The sequence below is a fragment of the Colwellia sp. MB3u-41 genome, assembly GCF_014076845.1.
Lineage (GTDB): Bacteria > Pseudomonadota > Gammaproteobacteria > Enterobacterales > Alteromonadaceae > Colwellia_A.
On record NZ_JACGUT010000082.1, the window covers coordinates 23,757 to 42,971 of the forward strand.

Annotated in this window: 18 protein-coding genes; 6 read left to right on the forward strand and 12 right to left on the reverse strand. The window is 38.1% G+C overall.

What is annotated here, in order from left to right; all coding sequences use genetic code 11:
• Nucleotides 1–3 precede the first annotated feature (3 nt).
• The 4 genes from leuB to H4J73_RS13900 all read left to right on the forward strand — a co-directional run bounded on the left by leuB (nucleotide 4) and on the right by H4J73_RS13900 (nucleotide 4,571).
• A complete protein-coding gene (gene leuB / locus H4J73_RS13885) occupies nucleotides 4–1,137 on the forward strand; it encodes a 3-isopropylmalate dehydrogenase (RefSeq protein ID WP_182176922.1) in 1,134 nt (377 codons plus the stop codon).
• Between the two features lie 3 nt (nucleotides 1,138–1,140).
• Nucleotides 1,141–2,577 carry a 3-isopropylmalate dehydratase large subunit gene (gene leuC, locus H4J73_RS13890; protein ID WP_182176923.1) on the forward strand — a complete coding sequence of 479 codons (1,437 nt, stop codon included), beginning with the start codon at nucleotides 1,141–1,143 and terminating at the stop codon, nucleotides 2,575–2,577.
• Nucleotides 2,577–3,173, forward strand: a complete 597-nt coding sequence (gene leuD, locus H4J73_RS13895) for a 3-isopropylmalate dehydratase small subunit (protein ID WP_182176924.1) — start codon at nucleotides 2,577–2,579, stop codon at nucleotides 3,171–3,173. Before leuC ends, leuD begins: the two co-directional genes overlap by 1 nt.
• A gap of 165 nt (nucleotides 3,174–3,338) precedes the next feature.
• Complete coding sequence (locus H4J73_RS13900; RefSeq protein WP_182223648.1) at nucleotides 3,339–4,571, forward strand: HD-GYP domain-containing protein; 1,233 nt, start codon at nucleotides 3,339–3,341, stop codon at nucleotides 4,569–4,571.
• 68 nt (nucleotides 4,572–4,639) lie between these two features.
• Here the strand turns inward: H4J73_RS13900 and H4J73_RS13905 are convergent, their stop codons facing one another.
• Complete coding sequence (locus H4J73_RS13905; RefSeq protein ID WP_182176926.1) at nucleotides 4,640–6,262, reverse strand: AAA family ATPase; 1,623 nt, start codon at nucleotides 6,260–6,262, stop codon at nucleotides 4,640–4,642.
• A gap of 148 nt (nucleotides 6,263–6,410) precedes the next feature.
• Here H4J73_RS13905 and H4J73_RS13910 point away from each other — a divergent pair, with 148 nt between their 5' ends.
• On the forward strand, nucleotides 6,411–7,682 hold the full coding sequence (locus H4J73_RS13910) for a multifunctional CCA addition/repair protein (RefSeq protein ID WP_182223647.1): 1,272 nt from the start codon (nucleotides 6,411–6,413) through the stop codon (nucleotides 7,680–7,682).
• 46 nt (nucleotides 7,683–7,728) lie between these two features.
• Here the strand turns inward: H4J73_RS13910 and H4J73_RS13915 are convergent, their stop codons facing one another.
• The 6 genes from H4J73_RS13915 to ribE form a co-directional block, all read right to left on the reverse strand.
• Nucleotides 7,729–10,323: a TonB-dependent siderophore receptor gene (locus tag H4J73_RS13915; RefSeq protein WP_182176928.1), complete on the reverse strand. Its 2,595-nt coding sequence runs from the start codon at nucleotides 10,321–10,323 to the stop codon at nucleotides 7,729–7,731.
• Nucleotides 10,324–10,982: 659 nt separating this feature from the next.
• A complete protein-coding gene (gene fahA, locus H4J73_RS13920; protein WP_182176929.1) occupies nucleotides 10,983–12,305 on the reverse strand; it encodes a fumarylacetoacetase in 1,323 nt (440 codons plus the stop codon).
• A 291-nt stretch (nucleotides 12,306–12,596) separates the two neighbouring features.
• Nucleotides 12,597–13,064: a phosphatidylglycerophosphatase A gene (locus H4J73_RS13925; RefSeq protein ID WP_182176930.1), complete on the reverse strand. Its 468-nt coding sequence runs from the start codon at nucleotides 13,062–13,064 to the stop codon at nucleotides 12,597–12,599.
• A gap of 15 nt (nucleotides 13,065–13,079) precedes the next feature.
• The gene (thiL, locus tag H4J73_RS13930) at nucleotides 13,080–14,057 is read right to left on the reverse strand and encodes a thiamine-phosphate kinase (protein ID WP_182176931.1); all 978 of its coding nucleotides are present in this window, start codon (nucleotides 14,055–14,057) and stop codon (nucleotides 13,080–13,082) included.
• 39 nt (nucleotides 14,058–14,096) lie between these two features.
• On the reverse strand, nucleotides 14,097–14,513 hold the full coding sequence (nusB, locus tag H4J73_RS13935) for a transcription antitermination factor NusB (protein ID WP_182176932.1): 417 nt from the start codon (nucleotides 14,511–14,513) through the stop codon (nucleotides 14,097–14,099).
• Nucleotides 14,514–14,525: 12 nt separating this feature from the next.
• The gene (gene ribE, locus H4J73_RS13940; protein WP_182176933.1) at nucleotides 14,526–14,990 is read right to left on the reverse strand and encodes a 6,7-dimethyl-8-ribityllumazine synthase; all 465 of its coding nucleotides are present in this window, start codon (nucleotides 14,988–14,990) and stop codon (nucleotides 14,526–14,528) included.
• Between the two features lie 127 nt (nucleotides 14,991–15,117).
• Here ribE and H4J73_RS13945 point away from each other — a divergent pair, with 127 nt between their 5' ends.
• The gene (locus H4J73_RS13945) at nucleotides 15,118–15,423 is read left to right on the forward strand and encodes a DUF6170 family protein (protein WP_182176934.1); all 306 of its coding nucleotides are present in this window, start codon (nucleotides 15,118–15,120) and stop codon (nucleotides 15,421–15,423) included.
• A gap of 143 nt (nucleotides 15,424–15,566) precedes the next feature.
• Here H4J73_RS13945 and H4J73_RS13950 read toward each other — a convergent pair whose 3' ends face one another.
• From H4J73_RS13950 to H4J73_RS13970, 5 genes are all read right to left on the reverse strand, one after another.
• Nucleotides 15,567–16,376, reverse strand: coding sequence for a VacJ family lipoprotein (locus H4J73_RS13950; RefSeq protein WP_310649653.1), 810 nt, complete (start codon nucleotides 16,374–16,376; stop codon nucleotides 15,567–15,569).
• A 112-nt stretch (nucleotides 16,377–16,488) separates the two neighbouring features.
• The gene (locus H4J73_RS13955; protein WP_182176935.1) at nucleotides 16,489–16,959 is read right to left on the reverse strand and encodes a DUF2802 domain-containing protein; all 471 of its coding nucleotides are present in this window, start codon (nucleotides 16,957–16,959) and stop codon (nucleotides 16,489–16,491) included.
• 87 nt (nucleotides 16,960–17,046) lie between these two features.
• Entirely contained in the window at nucleotides 17,047–17,538 is a 492-nt protein-coding gene (locus H4J73_RS13960) for a chemotaxis protein CheW (RefSeq protein WP_182176936.1), read from the reverse strand.
• A gap of 91 nt (nucleotides 17,539–17,629) precedes the next feature.
• Nucleotides 17,630–18,430: a chemotaxis protein CheW gene (locus H4J73_RS13965; protein ID WP_259366607.1), complete on the reverse strand. Its 801-nt coding sequence runs from the start codon at nucleotides 18,428–18,430 to the stop codon at nucleotides 17,630–17,632.
• A gap of 7 nt (nucleotides 18,431–18,437) precedes the next feature.
• Nucleotides 18,438–19,211 (reverse strand): ParA family protein, encoded by a 774-nt coding sequence (locus H4J73_RS13970; protein WP_182176937.1) that lies wholly within the window; start codon nucleotides 19,209–19,211, stop codon nucleotides 18,438–18,440.
• Nucleotides 19,212–19,215 lie beyond the last annotated feature (4 nt).

Sequence of the window (19,215 nt, forward strand, 5' to 3'; positions counted from 1 at the left end):
GACATGTCGAACATAGCAATATTAGCCGGAGATGGCATCGGACCAGAGGTCATGGTTGAAGCTAAAAAAGTGTTAACTACCGTTGCAAAAGCATTTGGTATTGAAATATTAACACAAGATTATGATGTTGGTGGTGCTGCCATTGATATTCACGGCAATGCCCTTCCTGATATTACCATGAAAGGTTGTGAACAAGCTGATGCGATTTTATTTGGCTCTGTTGGTGGTCCAAAATGGGCAAACTTACCCCCTTCGCAGCAACCTGAACGCTGTGCATTATTAGGCTTACGTAGCCGTTTTGATTTGTTCTGTAATATGCGACCCGCGACCTTACAACCCGCTTTGTCTTCGCTATCAACATTGCGCAGTGATATTTCAGAACAAGGCTTTGATATACTGGTTATTCGCGAGTTAACAGGCGATATTTACTTCGGTGAACCGAAAGGCCGCCGCGGTGAAGGGGAAGAAGAAACTGGCTTTGACTCGATGTTCTACTCACGCCGTGAAATTAAACGCATTGCTCATTTGGCGTTTCAAGCCGCACAAAAACGTAACGCTAAGGTAACCTCTGTTGATAAGGCTAATGTTTTAGCCACCAGTCAGTTATGGCGCCAAGTGGTTGAAGAAATTGCCGTTGAATACCCAGACGTAACTTTAGAGCATTTATATGTGGATAACGCTGCCATGCAACTGGTCCGTGACCCAAATCAATTTGATGTTTTATTATGCCCTAACTTATTTGGTGATATTCTTTCTGATATTTGCGCAATGATCACCGGTTCTATGGGCTTATTACCTTCTGCTAGCTTAAATAGCGACGGTTTTGGTATGTATGAACCCGCAGGTGGCAGTGCGCCTGACATTGCCGGAAAAGGTATTGCTAACCCTATTGCGCAAATTTTATCAGCAGCACTCATGCTACGTTATAGCTTAAATGAAAGTGCAGCAGCACAGGCGATTGAAGATGCCGTAGCAAGCGCATTAGACAATGGCATGCTAACCGCTGATTTACTGCCCACAGAGCAAAGACACCAGGCTAAGAATACCGCTGAAATGGGTGATTATATTTGCCAACAAATTATTGCGCGACAAAGTAGTGCACAAGATAGTGCTAATCAAAAAATAACAGAGGCATAACTGATGAGTGTTGAAAATTCAGCCACCACATTATATGAAAAATTATGGCAACAGCATGTTGTTGAAGAAAAAGCCGGTGAAACACCGTTACTTTATGTTGACCGCCATTTGATTCATGAGGTTACTTCACCACAAGCATTTGCTAATTTAAAGTTTCATAACCGCCCTGTTCGACATCCTGAGCGCACAATTGCCACCATGGACCACAACATTTCTACCCGTTCTATAGAAATTGATGCCGCGGGTGAAGGCGCAGCAAACCAATTAAGAACCTTAGAGAAAAACTGTAAAGAGTTCGGTATTGAGTTATTTGGCATGGGTCATAAGAACCAAGGTATTGTGCATGTAATAGGGCCTGAGCTTGGCTTAACCTTACCGGGCACAACAATCGTTTGTGGTGATTCACATACCGCAACACATGGCGCATTTGGTGCATTAGCCTTTGGCATTGGTACTTCAGAAGTTGAACATGTTTTTGCGACGCAAACCTTACGTCAAACTAAAGCTAAAACTATGAGAATTGAAGTTAATGGCCAAGTAGGCTCAGGCATTAGTGCGAAAGATATCATTTTAGCTATTATTGGCAAGACTGGCAGTGCTGGCGCTACCGGTTATGTTGTTGAATATTGCGGTAGTGCTATCGAAGCGCTGAGCATGGAAGAGCGCATGACCGTTTGTAACATGAGCATTGAATTTGGCGCGAAAGCGGGCTTAATCGCTCCCGATAAAACCACCTTCGACTATTTAGAAGGTAAAGAATATGCGCCAAAAGGTGACGTATGGCTTGAAGCGCTAAGTGACTGGAAAAACTTTAAAACCGATAAAGGCGCTAAGTTTGACACAGTATTAACGCTAAAAGCCGAAGATATTAAAGCGCAAATAACCTGGGGAACCACACCGGGACAAGTCACCTCGGTTGACAGCGTAGTGCCATCGCCCGATGACTTTACCGAACAAGTAGAAAAAGACTCTTGCGCCGCCGCATTAAAGTATATGGGCTTAACTGCGGGGACTAAAATTACCGATATTACCATTAATAAAGTCTTTATAGGTTCATGCACTAATTCTCGTATTGAAGATTTACGTGCCGCAGCAAGCGTTGTTGCAACATACCAAGCACAAGGAAAATCAGTATCGGTTAATGTTGACGCTATCGTTGTTCCGGGCTCTTATCGCGTAAAAGAACAAGCAGAAGCTGAAGGCTTAGACAAAGTATTTAGTAACGCAGGTTTTGAATGGCGTCTACCTGGTTGCTCTATGTGCTTAGGTATGAACGATGACGTTCTTGAAGCAGGCGATCGCTGTGCCTCAACCAGCAACCGTAATTTTGAAGGGAGACAAGGCCGTGGCAGTCGAACACACTTAGTTAGCCCTGAGCTTGCCGCTGCATCTGCAATTACCGGTCATTTTGTTGACTTGAATTCACAAGGAATATCATAATGGAAAAATTTACATCACATACTGGCTTAGTTGTTCCGTTAGATGCAGCAAACGTAGATACCGATCAGATCATTCCAAAACAGTTTTTACAAAAAACAGAGCGGATAGGCTTTGCTCCACACTTATTTCACGACTGGCGTTATTTAGATGTGTCAGGTCACGAAAAAAACCCTGAATTCATTTTGAACAAGCCAAAATACCAAGGTGCTAGTATTTTACTTACCCGTGAAAACTTTGGCTGTGGCTCAAGTCGAGAGCATGCGCCATGGGCATTAGAAGAGTATGGTTTCAAAGTTATTATATCACCGAGTTTTGCCGATATTTTTTATGGTAACTGTATCAATATTGGCTTACTACCCATAAAACTCAGCGATGAAGAAATTGAAACTTTGTTTAATAAAACAGCGAAAGAAAACATCGAATTAACGGTAGATTTAGTCAATAACAAAATTCACTGTGGTGAACTACGTTTCACTTTTAGTTTAGATAAATTTCATCAATATTGCTTGGAGCAAGGCATAGACAGTGTTGGTTGGACATTAAATAAGCTAGAGAAGATAGAAGCTTTCGAAGCAAAAATGCCTGCATGGCAGTAATCAAAGCTCAATAATCCTAAAGCTTCGTCAATAATTAACAAAAATTTATTGATGAAGTTTTCTTTTCTACTCTATCCAATTATAATATTTACTAAAACTTACCTAAAATGTTCACTATTAATAAGCTATTATCAACTATAGCTCTTCAACTAACCAACAACCAATATGTTAAAATCAACAACGAGTGAAACGACTCAAACCATTTCTATCGATCAACTCAACCCCGGCATGTATGTAAAATCGTTATCTGATAACAAAAATCTTAATATAAAATCTGAAGGTTATATTTCCTGTGCTGAGAGTATTACGCAATTACGTAAAGCAAACATTACCCATCTCGTTATTGTTCCCGAAAAACAAAAACAAACAGTTAATGTTGAAAAAGTTTTTGCCGAAATAAAAACTAAAGGTCCTATTTCTACAAAAACGAAATCATCTGAAAAAGTTGAGCGTTCGCTCGACAGTGAAATGAAAAAAGCGAGTAACCTTTATAAAAATGCAAAATTACTGCAAGAAAAAATTCTTTCGCAAATAAAACAAAAAAAGACAATCAAAGTATCAGAGGTTGAAGAAAGCACCAATGCAATGGTTGATTCTATTTTTCGTAACCAAGACGCACTCTCTTGTATGTCTCGTCTTCAAACGAAAGACTCTTACCTCATTGAACACTCGCTAAATGTTTCAATTTTGATGTCGGTATTTGCTAAGCATTTGGGCTTTGATAAACGCTTGATCCAAGAACTCGCCCTTGGCGCCTTTTTACACGATATAGGTAAAGTATTATTACCTAACGATATTTTAAATAAACGTAATCCTTTAACCGACAAAGAACAGAATATTATTCGCAGCCATGTTGCACTTGGCTTAAAAATTCTAGAGAGCAGCCCCAGTATTTCTTATATGGCCATTAACATGATACGAGAGCATCATGAGCGCTTAGATGGTTCAGGTTATCCGAATAAACTTAAGGGAGATGAAATATCAAAATACGGTAGAATGATTGCTATTATCGACAGTTACGACGCTATGACTTCTGAACGACCTTATAAAAAAAGTATCCATCCCATTAATGCCTTTAAAACACTCATTGCAGAAGCCCCAGAATACTACGATGAGGAATTAGTTGAAAATTTCATTCAATGTATGGGGGTTTATCCCGTAGGGACGTTAGTAAAACTTAACAGTGGTAAATTAGGGTTAATCAGTCGTCTAAATAAGCAAAAACCATTACACCCTTATGTACGCGTTTTTTATAATATACGGATGAAACAAGCGATCCCTATTCAAGAAATAAACTTAAGTGAGTCTAAATACAAAGATCAAATAGATTGTTGTATTCGCCCTGAAGAATTCAACCTTAATTTATTAGGTTTTTTCAAAACCGCATTTATTGATTAAACTTAGCTATTTACAAAATGTGTTTATAATATAATGCTAAATAATCTAAATTCTGACTAAACATTAGCTTACCAACTTGATAGTGCAGGTAAGCTAAACTGTTCACCTTTAAACGTTAAAATAACTTTCTGCGCATAAATATAGTTTAACACCAATTCATTTGAAATAGTGTCTCCTTCATAGCGATCTCTGCCATTGACTTTTACCCAGCTTTCTCCGTCACTGGTATAGATATGCTGTTCAAAGCTTAACGGAGGAAGGTCACTTTGCACCCAAGCAGGCATATTTGATAAGGTAGGAACATCGACCTCTGACTTTACTGTTATACTGCGCTTATTTTCAATTGTTAACTCCCGTTCAGTATCATCGATAGCACTTTTAAAACGTGCCAGTAGCGCGTCAGAAATGCCGTCAGCAGCATTAACCGAAAGCTTTTGCTTAACTTTTTCTGTTGGCTTATTTTCACTTAGCCTAGGTTCAACAAGTAAAGCACTAGTTGGTGTTTCTTTTATCCCTTTGCGCGTATTCGCGGTATTTACTGTGTCCGATGCCAATACGGTTTTTTTATCACCATCATTTTTTATTGCAACCGCTATATTTTTTCCTGCGTTGGCAGCTAAAAATGGCTTTTCAACAATGTTAACTTTGTTTTTGTTTGTTAATTTTTTATTCTCGTTATCAACGGTAATTTTCACCGGGTTATTCGATACTGTATCGACGTGATTAATGGTTTTTTTAGAAATATTACTCGCGGTTTGATTACTGACATTATTACCGTAAAGTTGCCCTAATAAGTAAGAGCTACTAATAATTAAGACCAAGATAACACTTGCTGCTAATGATTTTACTGCAAGATGTTGCCACCATTTTTTAGCTTCATATTCATCACCCAACGCTTCTTGGGCTGATTGTAAAACAATTTTTTTTGTGACTAAGGCATTATTACTGCAATAAGCATTGGTAAGTGATCGTTCACATAACAAATTAATGATGCGAGGGATCCCTTGTGAAATACGATGAATTTCTGCGACTGCAGCGCGTTCAAATAACATACGTTCACATTGTGCAACTGACAAGCGATGTTGAATATATTGGCCAACTTCACTTTTAGTTAACGGTAACAAATGATAACGAGCGGTAATTCGTTGCGCTAATTGTCGTAAGTCGCGACGTTGTAATAGCTGTTTTAATTCAGGCTGACCAATCAAAATAACCTGCAGTAATTTTTTTGTATCTGTTTCTAAATTTGTTAACAAACGTAACTGTTCTAACACTTCTGGGGCTAAGTGCTGTGCTTCATCAATAATCAGTAATGTATTTAGATTAGCTTGATGATTCTTATTTAATTTTTCATATATTTTATCGGTGAGTGTTTTTAACGTTGCTCCTGTTTTTCGATAGCGTATTTTTAGTTCGTCACAAACAGTGGCAAGTAACTCTTGGCTTGATAATGTTGGGTTAAGTATAAAAGCTGCTTGCGTATTTTCTGGCAATTGCTCCATTAAACGGCGACTGATCGTTGTTTTACCCGTGCCAACCTCGCCCGTTAATAACGCAAAACCTCCGGTTTCACCCAAACCATAACTTAAATGTGCCAATGCTTCTTTGTGGCGTTCACTCATAAACAAAAAACGAGGATTAGGGGCGATTGAAAAAGGGCTTTCTTTTAAGCCAAAGTAACCTTTATACATAATAGATTTAAGTCATTTTTAAATTGAGTAAACTGCCATAGAAACTACCTTGTAGTCTCTCATAAGTCAAAACTAGCAGGTAAATAATTTGTAAAAACATGCTAAGCTTTCTCGCAGATAAATAATACTTAATAAACAAAGAGTAATGATGTTCAACAATAAACTTGAAGCGCTTAATCGCTATTTAGTCGGTGGCGCCGTTCGCGACAAACTTTTAGGACATAAGATTTATGATCATGACTATGTTGTAGTAGGAACAACCATTGAGCAAATGTTAGCATTAGGCTTTACTCAAGTAGGTAAAGATTTTCCTGTTTTTCTTCACCCAACAACGAAAGAAGAATATGCTTTAGCAAGAACTGAGCGTAAGCAAGGTCATGGCTACACTGGGTTTATTTGTGATGCTAGTATCGCTGTTACCCTTGAAGAAGATTTACGCCGTCGAGACCTTACCATTAATGCAATGGCCATGCCTTTTAATGATAACGCTGAAAGCGCCACGATAATCGACCCATACAATGGTCAAGTAGATTTAAAAAACCGCGTATTACGCCATGTTTCATTGGCCTTTATTGAAGACCCACTTCGAGTGTTACGTGTCGCCCGGTTCACTGCTCGTTATCATCATTACGGCTTTACCATTGCTGAGGAAACGTTACAGTTGATGACTGAAATAAGTCACGGTGGTGAATTAGCTAGCCTATCAGGCGAACGCATTTGGCAAGAAATGCAACGAAGCTTGACTGAGAGCCATCCTGAAATTTTTTTTCAAGTGTTACGTGAATGTGGTGCATTAGCCAAAATATGGCCTGAGCTTAATTCGCTTTGGGGTATTCCTGATCCAGATGAGTGGCACCCCGAAATTTGTTCAGGCTTACATACCATGATGGTACTGCAACAAGCTGTTAAGCTTTCCACTAAAACGTCTATTCGCTTCGCCGCCCTTTGTCATGATTTAGGTAAATCATTAACCTTAAAGGAAAACTGGCCACGTCACCAAGGCCATGAAAAGTGTGGTTTAGCACTGGTTGAAAAAATATGTGAGCAATTAAAAGTGCCTAAAGATCACAAAATATTAGCCCGTAAAGTTTGTGAGTTTCACTCACACTGTCATAAAGCATTCGACTTAAAAGCCAGCACCATTGTTAAATTATTCAATAGTTTAGATGTATGGCGAAAGCCTGAAGAATTCTCTGATTTTTTGACCGCATGTACGGCTAATTTTCGTGGGAGATTACACAACGAAGAAAAACCTTACCCACAAGTAGACTATTTAAAAAGCGCTTTTCAAGCGGCGTTAGCCATAACAGCAAAAGAGTTTATTGAGCAGGGTATAAAGGGAGTAGATATTAAAGCAGCCATTAATAAGAAACGTATCGAGGTTATTGAGGTAATAAAAAAGTCAGCTAAAATTAGCTGACTTTACAAGTGAAGCGATTAAAAGCTAACCGCTATTTCTAACTCAATTAGAAGTTATACGTTAATTTTGCGTAGTAGAAGCCACCGTTAAAGCCAAATGGAGACGTTTCATAGTACTTACCGCCCCAGTTGCTGTTAGGTGTAAATCCGTCAGGATGACTGCGAGACGACTCTTCAAAATCTAATTCCTCAGCATCTTGGTCAAGAATGTTCTGCGCACCCACTGATATTGTAAATGAGTCATTAATAAAGTAACTCATTTCTGCATCAACCGTTACTGCAGCGTCTGCATCTTGAGCTGCTAGGTCGTAATCAACGTGTACCGCATGATATTCACCAAAGTAATTAGCACGTACATATACGCTTATATCGTCCCAGCTTTGAGAGACAGTGAACGAGCCTCTATGTTTTGGTAGACCCTCCTCTAAACGTTTAACTTTAAAAGCACCAGTAATCGCAGAACTATTTGTAACATCTGTTTCATTCCAGTTGTAAGCTAAACTAAACTTAGTACTTCCTTCAAATAACTCCATACCGTAGCTTGCAACGACATCAACACCTTGAGTGGTTGTATCAAAATCGTTAGCGAAGAAACTTACTGTACCGACAGAACGAGGGTTAGCTACATTTAATGCTTCTAATTTAGCATAATCAGCATCATCTAATTTTGTGCGATCAGATTGTGTGATGCGATCATCAACTTCAATATGGTAATAATCAGCTGTGAAGAATAAATCGCCATTTTGATAAACAGCACCAAAGGCATAACTTTGTGATTCTTCTGGCTCTAACTCTTTACCGCCAAACAATTTTGAAAATTCACTTGTTGGTGGTAATAAGGCTGAATCTGTTAACTCACCATCTTCTAGTGCTGTAGAAACGTTACTTACATTAGCCTGACCAACCGTAGGAGCTCTAAAACCGGTACTCACAGAACCACGTACTGATAATTCGTCATTGATTGCATACTGAGCCGTCAGTTTATAATTTAACGTATCGCCAAATGATGAGAAATCTTCATAACGTAATGCTGCCCCCACTAAGAAATCGTCGGTAATGTATGCCTCTACATCTACATATGCAGCAACGCTGCGTCTAGAGAAAACACCCGCTTGAGAAGGTTGAAAACCAGGAAAGCCATGAGAGCCTAGATTAAAACCTTGATCAATTAATGGTCCAGCAAGGAAAGAGTATTGGTCACCCGCGCCGATTTCAAAGGTTTCTTCACGCCATTCTAGACCACCCGCAACATTCATTGGGTTATCAAGGCCGACATCAACGCCCTTAGATAAGTCTAAATTAAAAGTTTTTTCTAGCTGCGTATAATTACCTAAATCAAAGTCCTTTGGCGATTCAGGTCCCATTGATGAGTTAATGGTATTTACAATACTAAAGCTTGATTTGTTTCGTCCAACTGAGCCGCTAATATCAAAGAAAACTTCGTCTAACATTCCACCATTAATTTCACCTTCAACGCCAACAGTTAGTGATGTATCGACCACATTACCACCAAAATTTGGCGTGTAACCCCCTGGATATGTCTCGTTAACTGCAAAACAATTTTTACCTAAAGGTGTACTATTATCAGCAATAGACTGATAATCAGCTTGATTTAAAACATTTGAACCAATGGCAATTGTAGGACATGTAATACCTGAATCGACACCATCTAAGTCACCTACAAGTAAAGTTTTACCTTTATCATTCGAATAAATGCTGGAGCGATTATGTGGATTTCTCCAATAAAACCCGCCTTGTACATCACGTTCAGAGTAGTTACCAAACATATAGAATTTTTTATCATTATCTAAATCAAGACCGATATTACCAAAAAGTGATAAATCATCATTAATTTCTGGAGAGCCCCAAACTTGAGCTTCTTCGGCAATAAACGTATTACCTGCAGCTGAAATTGTAGCTGCATTAGCAACTTGGTTACTTCGGCTGGTGGCATCAGCATTTTTATATTGGAAGCTTAAATTAGCGAACCCATTTTTAGTTAACGGCATACCCACGTTACCTGCGTATGTTGTTGTGCCGCCGTCACCTTCGTAATACTCACCATGCTTAACAGAAAAGCTACCACCTTCGGCAGCATCTTTTAAGACAAAGTTCATCACACCTGCAATAGCATCAGAACCATATTGCGCCGCTGCACCGTCACGTAAAACTTCAACTTGTTTCAAAGCAATACTAGGAATAACAGAAATATCTGGACCTTGCGCACCATCATTAATACCGCCACCTTGAAAAGCGATTACGGAAGCACGATGTCGACGTTTACCATTTAATAGAACCAGCGTACTGTCTGAAGAGAGTCCACGTAAATTTACTGGACGTACTAATGTGGCTGCATCACTGATAGGGTTAGCATGTACGTTGAAAGAAGGAACAGCTCCAACCAGTTGGTCGAGCATATCAGTTGAACCCAACTTTTCTAAATCGTCAGCACCAATAATATCAATAGGTACAGGTGAATCAGCAACAGAACGAGGAGCAGAACGAGATCCAACAACGGCGATTCTTTCAACATCTTTTACTTTGACTTTTGAACTGCTTTCTTCTGCATATGTGGGGGCGGTACCTAATGCAATACTTACGGCTAACGTTAACGTTGCTGTACGAAATAATTTAGTAGACATGTTACTTCCTTCCAGATTTATGTTTATTTTATATTTATACTTATTATATTTTTAGCTAGATAATTTGTGTGTTCAATATAGAGTCTAGCCCTTACTTTATAAAACAGCCAAAAAGTGTTTACAAGAGGGTAATAAATTGCCAAGAGAAAGAATATGAAGGTTATCCGTTAAACTAGACGTTATTACGAAATAAAGTCTAGTTATTCATAAATAACTTTTAATCATAAACGCTATATATGCTGGTAACTGTAGGCTTAGCAAGCAAAAAATTATGTCCGAAATCGTTCGTAAATATTAATTCCATAATGGAATTAAAAAGTATTACTTATTCTAAAATAACATAAAAATACTTTTCAGAAAGATTGTTTTAGTGTGCCAAATCACACTTAAAGAACTAAAAGTTAACAGTAAAATTACAACGGATACAATATACAACGCAGTTCATCGCTTATTTTTAGCCTTCCATCGCTTATTTACTAGAATTTCACTCGTATTTTTATATACAAGTAAGGTGGTAGGAAGAGACTTAATGTCGCAGAAACAAAATGAATCAAATTAAGATTGAGGGTATAAAGTGGATAAAAATGTTGAAATTTAGCCCTATAAATAAAAAGGCGCTGGCTATAAATAGTCAGCGCCTTCAATAGTAATATTTAAAATTAATTGGCAGGTAATATTACTGCGGATACTGCGCCAAAACCGATGCGCGCTGCACCATCTTTTTTACACCAACCTTTCATTATTACGTTGTCGCCATCTTCAAGAAAAGTACGCTTTTCACCGTTAGGTAAGGTAATAGGGTCAGCACCCGCATTTGAAAGCTCTAACATTGAACCGGCTTCTTCTGGATTGGGTCCAGACTGTGTTCCGCTACCAAACATATCGCCGGCACGAAGATTACAACCGTTAACCGTATGATGAGCAACCATTTGTGCAACTGTCCAGTAAGAGTCTTTAAAATTAGATTGTGACATCTCTACTGCTTCTTCACTTTTCTCACGCATGTTTTGTGTTTCAAGCAATGCTTGTAACTGAATATCAAATGAACCTATTGCACGGTTTTTTTCTGATTCTAGGTATGGCATAGGTTGAGGATCTGACTCAACCCGAGTCCACGATGAACGATATGGAGCCAGAGCTTCTGTTGTTACAATCCAAGGAGATACCGTTGAAGCAAAGTTCTTTGACAAAAATGGCCCTAAAGGTTGGTATTCCCATCCTTGAATATCGCGAGCAGACCAATCATTAAATAAACATAAGCCAAAAACATGGTCTTCAGCATTATCAATAGAAATGGCATCACCGAGGGCATTACCTTTTCCTATAAAAATACCCACTTCTAATTCGTAATCAAGACGTTTACAAGGCCCAAATGATGGTTCAGTTGCTGTTGGCGCTTTTGTTTGTCCGCAAGGGCGTTTAAAATCACGACCTGAAACGTCAATTGAAGATGAACGACCATGATAGCCAATAGGTACCCATTTATAGTTAGGTAATAATGGATTGTCTGGACGAAATTTCAAACCCACAGACGTTGCATGATGAATAGAGGTATAAAAATCAGTGTAGTCGCCAATATTACAAGGCAATGCATATTCAACATCAGCTTGAGCAATTAAACAGCCCGCTATTTTTTCTTGTAAAGCAGAGCCCGCTTTTAAAGCATTTGAAAGCGCTAAGCGTAAAGCACTCCACGTTGCTTTGCCCATCGCCATATAATCATTTAACTGCGGTGCACTACAAGCTTTGACAGCATCTTGGGCAAGGCCATCAAAAACATTAACATGACCCAGAGCCGTTAAGTCAATAACTTGATCGCCAATAGCAACACCACCACGAAATGACTCTTCGCTATTTGCACGTTTGAAAACAGCAAAAGGTAAGTTCTGAATAGGAAAGTCGGTATCTGCTTTGTTAGCAGTAACGAGCCAGCTCGCTAGGGCTGGATTATGGGTTTCATTTAATAAGTGCTTAGTAGACATTGATTGAACAACTCCTGAAATTTAAGGCTTGGCTTGATAAAACGTCAAAATACGCTTTAAAATACAAGTAAGTATAGAAGATAACGATATAATATTACGATATTATACCAGCGAGTACAGCAATTGGAATTAATGATAACATTGAGTTATTTTGTTGACAGTTAAGCTGTCAACAAATTGTTGCACCAAAAAGTTTACAGTCTAAGATATTACCTAAAATAAAGGCTTTGATATAATTTGTAGGTAGAAGTAATGAATGAGCGATAGAAAAATAACAATGTATATTGTTCGTTAAAAAATGAGATGCATACAAAATAATGCAGCCAAACCTGCAATAATGTCGTCTACCATAATACCTAAACCACCATGTAAATTCTTATCGATATAGGAAATAGGCCAAGGTTTAAAAATATCAAAAACTCGAAACAAGATAAAGCCAACAACGATACTTTGCCATGACAGAGGCACCATAAACATAGTAATTAAAAAACCAACAATTTCATCCCAAACAATCGCGCCATGATCGTGCACACCTGCATCTTTTGCAGCTTTGCCACAAATATATATACCTGCAACACTCATGATAATAACAATAGCTAAGTAAGTACTCATTGATGTCGGTGCTAACAGTAAATACAGAGGGATCGCAGCAAGGGTACCATAAGTGCCTGGCGCTTTAGGTAATAAACCACTACCAAAACCTAAAGCAAGGAAATGGATTGGGTTTGCTAGACGAAAATTCTCAGTAGACTTGTTCATCAATGCTATCTTAAGTTACTTGTTAGAGGGAGTGTCAGAGAAATGTTGAAAACTCTGTACATTAATATTAATCGTTTTTTTATTTAAAGTTGTGATGATTTTTCCTGAGCCATTCAGTTGGCCTATACAAGTAATTTTATGACCAGTATTAGCTAATGCGGTTTCCATACCTACACGGTTATCTTCAGTAACGCTAAATAATAGCTCGTAATCATCACCACCTTCTAAAGCGATATTATAAGCATTATTAATACCGACCGTTTCACTTAATGCCAAAGGAATAGGTAAAGCATCGAGGACAATATTAGCCCCCACACCGGAAGCTTTACAAATATGACTGAGGTCGGCTATTAATCCATCAGATAAATCGATAGCAGATGTCGCGTACTTACGTAATGCTTGCCCTGCTAAGACCTGCGCTTTTGGGAAATCTAAACGCTTTTGTATTTCATCTTGGTATTTAGCCGCTACTTTCACTTTACCTTGAATATGTTGTAATGCGAGCGCCGCGCCGCCTATTTCACCGGTTACGTATAACCATTCACCGGCTTTAGCACCCGACCGAGAAATATGCTGTTCAAAAGGAATTTGTCCTTGGGCTGTAACCGTAATACTCAGCGGCCCTTGTGTGGTATCACCACCAATGAGTTGTACATTATAAAATTCACAAAGGTCAAAAACACCTTTACAAAATTCACTCATCCAATTTTCATCAATTTCTGGAAGCGTTAAGGCTAAAGACACCCAACTTGGCTCTGCACCCATAGCGGCAAGATCAGATAAATTAACGGCGATTGATTTATGACCAATAGCACGAGCGGATGTATTCAAAGGAAAATGAACACCTGCAACTAATGTATCTGTTGTTACAGCAATATGCTGGCGTTCACCAGGGGTAACTAATGCACAATCGTCACCAATACCTAAATGAACATCTTTACGCTTTACTACTTGTTCAGTAAAATAGCGACGAATAAGTTCAAATTCTTTCATAGAACAGCCAATCCTTTGCTTCTCAAATAAAAGAATAAATTATTCTTCTGGACGAATGAGTTTAACCGCTTTATCAAGCACGCCATTGACGAATTTATGACTATCGTCAGCAGCAAAAGATTTTGCTAATTCGATGGCTTCATTAATAACGACTCGGTATGGCACATCTTTACAGTCTTTCAATTCATAAATAGCAACACGTAATATTGCTTTTTCTACGGGGTCGACATCGTTTAAAGGACGGTCAACATGGGGAGAAATAGCTTCATCGATAGAACCAACTGATTTGGTTACACCATGTAATAATTGTTGAAAATATGGAATATCAAAACGGCGTGCACTGTTATCAGTTAAGAAATTAACTTCGATATCAGTCACTGAGTTTTGGCTAAGCTGCCATGAGTAAATAGCTTGAACCGCTAACTCACGAGCTTTCCTTCTAGGAGATGGTTTCACAAAAGTACCCGCTTATATCTTATCTAAAATATTAACCATTTCTAAAGCACTTAAAGCCGCTTCTGCGCCCTTATTACCTGCTTTAAGTCCGGCACGATCTATCGCTTGTTCTACGGTATCGGTCGTAATAACACCAAAGGCAACAGGAATAGTATATTCCATTGAAACTTGCGCTAAGCCTTTGTTACATTCCCCAGCAACAAAATCAAAGTGTGGAGTTCCACCACGAATAACAGCGCCAATAGCAATAATACCATCGAATTGCCCTTTACTTGCTATACGTTTCGCTGCTACGGGTAATTCATATGCGCCGGGAACACGAACAATCGTAATATCGTTATCTGCAACGTTACCGTGGCGTTTGAGTGCATCAACAGCACCCTCTAATAAACTTTCAACTACAAAACTGTTAAAACGAGAAACAACAATGGCAAACTTTTTACCTGCTGCGTCAAAATTAGCTTCAATGACATTCATTTATAATTCACTCACAAAAAATTTGCGGCAATTCTACCAAACCCAGAGACAATTCGGTACTTGTTTGCTTAATTATTAGCAAAAATACTGTAGAATGCTGCTATTATTCATTAAATATACGATACCCATGGCTTTTATATTTTCAACAAACAAAATCCCTGAACTCGAAAGCTATTCTCTGCAGCAACGCCAGCAAATTTTAACCCTGGCGGCACATAAATTGACGGCTCCTGAGAAATTTGTTTTAAACCTTTTAAAATTATTTATGTTAGTGCCTCCCTTTCTCTTTTTGGCACAGTTAGATGGGATATTATTTGTGGTATCGTTGTTTGGCGTTTTAGGGGTTTATTTTATTTTACTTCGCCCAATATCATTACTCTTTACACGTAAGCATCTCAGTGATGCAATAAAGCTATATAATAAATTAGCTTAAGTTAATTATTTAGCGTTTTATCCACCTTGCTAGCGTTAACTCTATCCATGCTTATATTGCAGTCCCAATACTGTTTTACCCAAACCAGTGAAGCTTAGCCAATGCCAAACTTCACTTTATTTAGATACACCGGTAAATGTTGTCTACTCAATATCGGCCATCGCATCAAGTTCGTCTAAAAACGCATCAATTTCGTCTTCACTTTCCTCATTGATCACAATGGGTGGGTTGCCATCATAAACCTTAAATTCCATATTTTGAAAATAAGCATTTTTAACAAATTCGTACGAATCAATAGATTCATTAATAAGTTGTTCTTGATCAGTAAGCGCAGCTCGTTGTTCAAGCCCGAGTACGGCTTGGCGAAGTAAGTTTGGCCAAAAATCAATAATAGCTAACGGCCAGTAGTATTTATCAACATAGTCACCCACTTCTTCACGAACTGAGCTTGGCCCAAGAGCCGGTATAACAATATAAGGTCCATCTCCTACACCGTAGGAGCCTAAGACTTCACCAAACTCTTCTTGTGCTCGGATCCAATCAAGGTCACTTGCTGGGTCAAAAAATCCAAATATGCCGATAGTAGAGTTAAGGATAAAACGCCCCGTACTTTTACCCGCTTCACTAAACTTGCCTTGCAGCAGGTTATTTATAACCGTTGATGGCTCATTAAGGTTTAAGGCAACATTATGTATCCCGGACCTAAAGTCTGTTGGCATATATTCAACATACGCTTGGGCTGTCGGTTTAAGCACATATTTGTCTGCATAATCCCAGGTAAAAGTCCAAAATGGTCGGTTAATCAATTCTAATGGATCTTTAGGATCTGAAACACCAGCACTATTTTCAGCAGGTGTTGATGAACAGGCAGAAATAACTAAAGCCAGTAAAATGATAACAATTTTTTTTGTTGGGTTATTGATCCAATAAGAAAATATAGCGGCTACTTTCACTTAGCGTCCTTGATATTGAGTAAAAAATAATGTCGCAGTTTACCACGCAAAAATACAATGCAACATAAAAGCTTTAACTATTTATCCGCGGTGAAACCATAAAATGATTGGTTTAAGAAGGCGATGTTTTATTTCTGTGGACAGATATTAACATTTCAGCTTCAGCAAGTGGGATATCACATTCACGCACAACTTCTTCAATGTCAGCACCTAGCTCAACAAGTTTAAAGGCACGGGAGTAAAGTTTATCTTGGGGTTGTTGATTTTGGAGCTGTTCTAATAAGTTTTTTTGTAGTGCACTCTCTTGTTGAAGTTTTTTTATACGGTGTTCGAGTTGCTTACTAACCTGCTCGTTTTCTAAATAATAATTTTTAAGATTATCTTTGATATCAACAAACTGCTTTTTTACTGTTTTTTGAGCAGATTGTAACTCATTAATAAATAATTTTTGCGTTTCAACTTGTGTTTTTAGCATCTTATTTATTCGATAAAAATGAGATTTTTGACGATAAATAAACACACTAAGCACTATAAAAAGCACAAAACAGATAGATAAAATAATAAGTGGAGAAAGAATAAACATAAAGTCTTCTTGAACAATTACAACTAAATAAAGCCTGAATTAGTCAGGCTTTATTTTTAGAGACCCATCCAACAGTTTTATAGATGGTTAAAACTGTTTAAGCTCATCCCATTCGTCGTCAGATAGTAGCTGATTTAAATCAACTAAAATGAGTAGTTCACCTTCTCTGTTTGAAACACCCTGAATGAATCGTGCACTGTCATCATTACCTACATTAGGTGCATCATCAATCTCTGAATTCTTTAAATAAACCACTTCAGCAACACTGTCTACTAGAATACCAATGACTTGTTTCTCAGCTTCAATAATGACAATACGTGTATTATCAGAAATATCAGCAGGTTTAAGACCAAAGCGTTGTCTTGTATCAATAACAGTAACAACATTACCTCGCAGATTAATGATACCTAATACATATGTAGGCGCTCCAGGCACCGGTGCAATTTCACTATAACGTAAAACTTCTTGCACTTGCATCACATTAATACCGTAGGTTTCATTATCAAGTTTAAAGGTTACCCATTGCAACACTTTATCGTTGTCTACGTTTTCATTTGTATTACGTCTATCATCAGCCATACAGCCTGCCTCTTAAATATCTTATTGAAAATCAATCTGTTTGATTATTCGTCTAGTGCCCATAGTATAATACTATCTTGAGATCTAGCCATTAATCTTGGTTAATATTTGCGCCTGCGTCAAGTAAGTTAATTAAAGACTCTACATCAAGCAGTACACACATACGTTCTTTGACTAACCCCGCTAACCAAGGTCGCTTGTTCGGTACATCTAACCATTTTACATCTTCTTGCTCTAACGTCACCGTGTCTACTAAGGTTTCAGCCGATAATCCCCAATTACTATTACCAAGCATGACAATATATTGATAGTTTAACGAATTTCTCAATGTTTCGTCACATTTTTCTGGCATTACCCATAAAGCTGTATTTACAACATTTATTTTTTCATCGCGGTGTAGCATTACACCCGTAAACCATTCAGGTTTACCCATCAAACTTGTTGTTTTTTCTTCATTATGTATTCCACCTAACTCAATTAAAGGTACGGCTATAGTTAAACCCGCAACATTGAAGAACATCGCTTGAAAACTGCCTTTACGATAATTTTTAGTTTGCTTAACAATTAAAGGCTGCGCACTTTTTCTTGTTTTGAGTGGCTGATCAACAATCAGTTGCTCATTAACTTTTTCTTTGATTTTTACTTTAGCAAATGGCGGTGCTACTTTTGGTATTTCATGACTTACTGTACTCTTAACCGTATGGATAGGTTCATCTGATGGGTCAGCAATATGTTCAGTAATATCAATTTTTTGGAGAAGCTTTTCTAACGGTTGATGTAGTTTTTCTTTTACTGGCGTAACTGGCACTTCAGATTCTTGTTGCTCTTCTGTCAACAATTCTGATAAATAATTCTGCATAAGTTTTTTACTTGCAGCGAGTGATTTTGCCATGGGACGATTAACCTAATTTTTGCAGTTCTAATAAACTGCTTAATAATTTTTTATAAGCACTAACACCACGTGTTAAAGGTGCATAATCTGAAGGAATCTGTAGCGAATAGCTCGCATTTCTAAAATTAGTATCAACAGGTATCACACCTGCCCAAACACTGTCATCGTATAACTCTTGTAGTTTTCTGTACGTCAGCAATGAAGCCTTAGTACGTTTATCAAACATCGTTGGTACTATAGTGTATTTAAATGGTTTATCTTGTTCTACCTGCATAATGTCCATTGTTTTCATCATACGGTCTAAACCTTTCAAGGCCAAGAATTCAGTTTGTACCGGAACAATGATGCGCTGTGAAGCGGCTAAAGCATTCACCATAAGTACACCTAAAATAGGTGGACAGTCAATCAAAACATAATCATATTCACTGGCTATTTTTATCATGGCTTTTTTCAAAACCAACCCCATTCCACCTTTATTGCCCAAAGAGCGATCTAGCGTCGCTAACCCCATTGTTGCTGGGAGTATATCGATATTCTCATATTTTGTTGGGCATAAACTTTGCATTATTTGTTCTTTAGTTGACACTTGAACAAATAAGTCATAAACACTTAATTCAAGATCTTCAGATTCAATGCCAAAATAATAGCTCAAAGAAGCATGTGGATCGGTGTCTACAAGCAAAACTTTATAACCTTGCTCAGCTAATAAGCCGCCTAAGGATATTGTTGTTGTGGTTTTACCAACACCACCTTTTTGATTTGCTACGGTCCATACTACCAAGTTT

Excerpts from the sequence above, each read along its gene's own strand:
- leuB (WP_182176922.1), top strand. The coding sequence starts at position 4 with ATGTCGAACATAGCAATATTAGCCGGAGATGGCATCGGACCAGAGGTC.
- leuC (WP_182176923.1), top strand. The coding sequence starts at position 1,141 with ATGAGTGTTGAAAATTCAGCCACCACATTATATGAAAAATTATGGCAA.
- leuD (WP_182176924.1), top strand. The coding sequence starts at position 2,577 with ATGGAAAAATTTACATCACATACTGGCTTAGTTGTTCCGTTAGATGCA.
- H4J73_RS13900 (WP_182223648.1), top strand. The coding sequence starts at position 3,339 with ATGTTAAAATCAACAACGAGTGAAACGACTCAAACCATTTCTATCGAT.
- H4J73_RS13905 (WP_182176926.1), bottom strand. The coding sequence starts at position 6,262 with ATGTATAAAGGTTACTTTGGCTTAAAAGAAAGCCCTTTTTCAATCGCC.
- H4J73_RS13910 (WP_182223647.1), top strand. The coding sequence starts at position 6,411 with ATGTTCAACAATAAACTTGAAGCGCTTAATCGCTATTTAGTCGGTGGC.
- H4J73_RS13915 (WP_182176928.1), bottom strand. The coding sequence starts at position 10,323 with ATGTCTACTAAATTATTTCGTACAGCAACGTTAACGTTAGCCGTAAGT.
- fahA (WP_182176929.1), bottom strand. The coding sequence starts at position 12,305 with ATGTCTACTAAGCACTTATTAAATGAAACCCATAATCCAGCCCTAGCG.
- H4J73_RS13925 (WP_182176930.1), bottom strand. The coding sequence starts at position 13,064 with ATGAACAAGTCTACTGAGAATTTTCGTCTAGCAAACCCAATCCATTTC.
- thiL (WP_182176931.1), bottom strand. The coding sequence starts at position 14,057 with ATGAAAGAATTTGAACTTATTCGTCGCTATTTTACTGAACAAGTAGTA.
- ribE (WP_182176933.1), bottom strand. The coding sequence starts at position 14,990 with ATGAATGTCATTGAAGCTAATTTTGACGCAGCAGGTAAAAAGTTTGCC.
- H4J73_RS13945 (WP_182176934.1), top strand. The coding sequence starts at position 15,118 with ATGGCTTTTATATTTTCAACAAACAAAATCCCTGAACTCGAAAGCTAT.
- H4J73_RS13955 (WP_182176935.1), bottom strand. The coding sequence starts at position 16,959 with ATGTTTATTCTTTCTCCACTTATTATTTTATCTATCTGTTTTGTGCTT.
- H4J73_RS13960 (WP_182176936.1), bottom strand. The coding sequence starts at position 17,538 with ATGGCTGATGATAGACGTAATACAAATGAAAACGTAGACAACGATAAA.
- H4J73_RS13965 (WP_259366607.1), bottom strand. The coding sequence starts at position 18,430 with ATGGCAAAATCACTCGCTGCAAGTAAAAAACTTATGCAGAATTATTTA.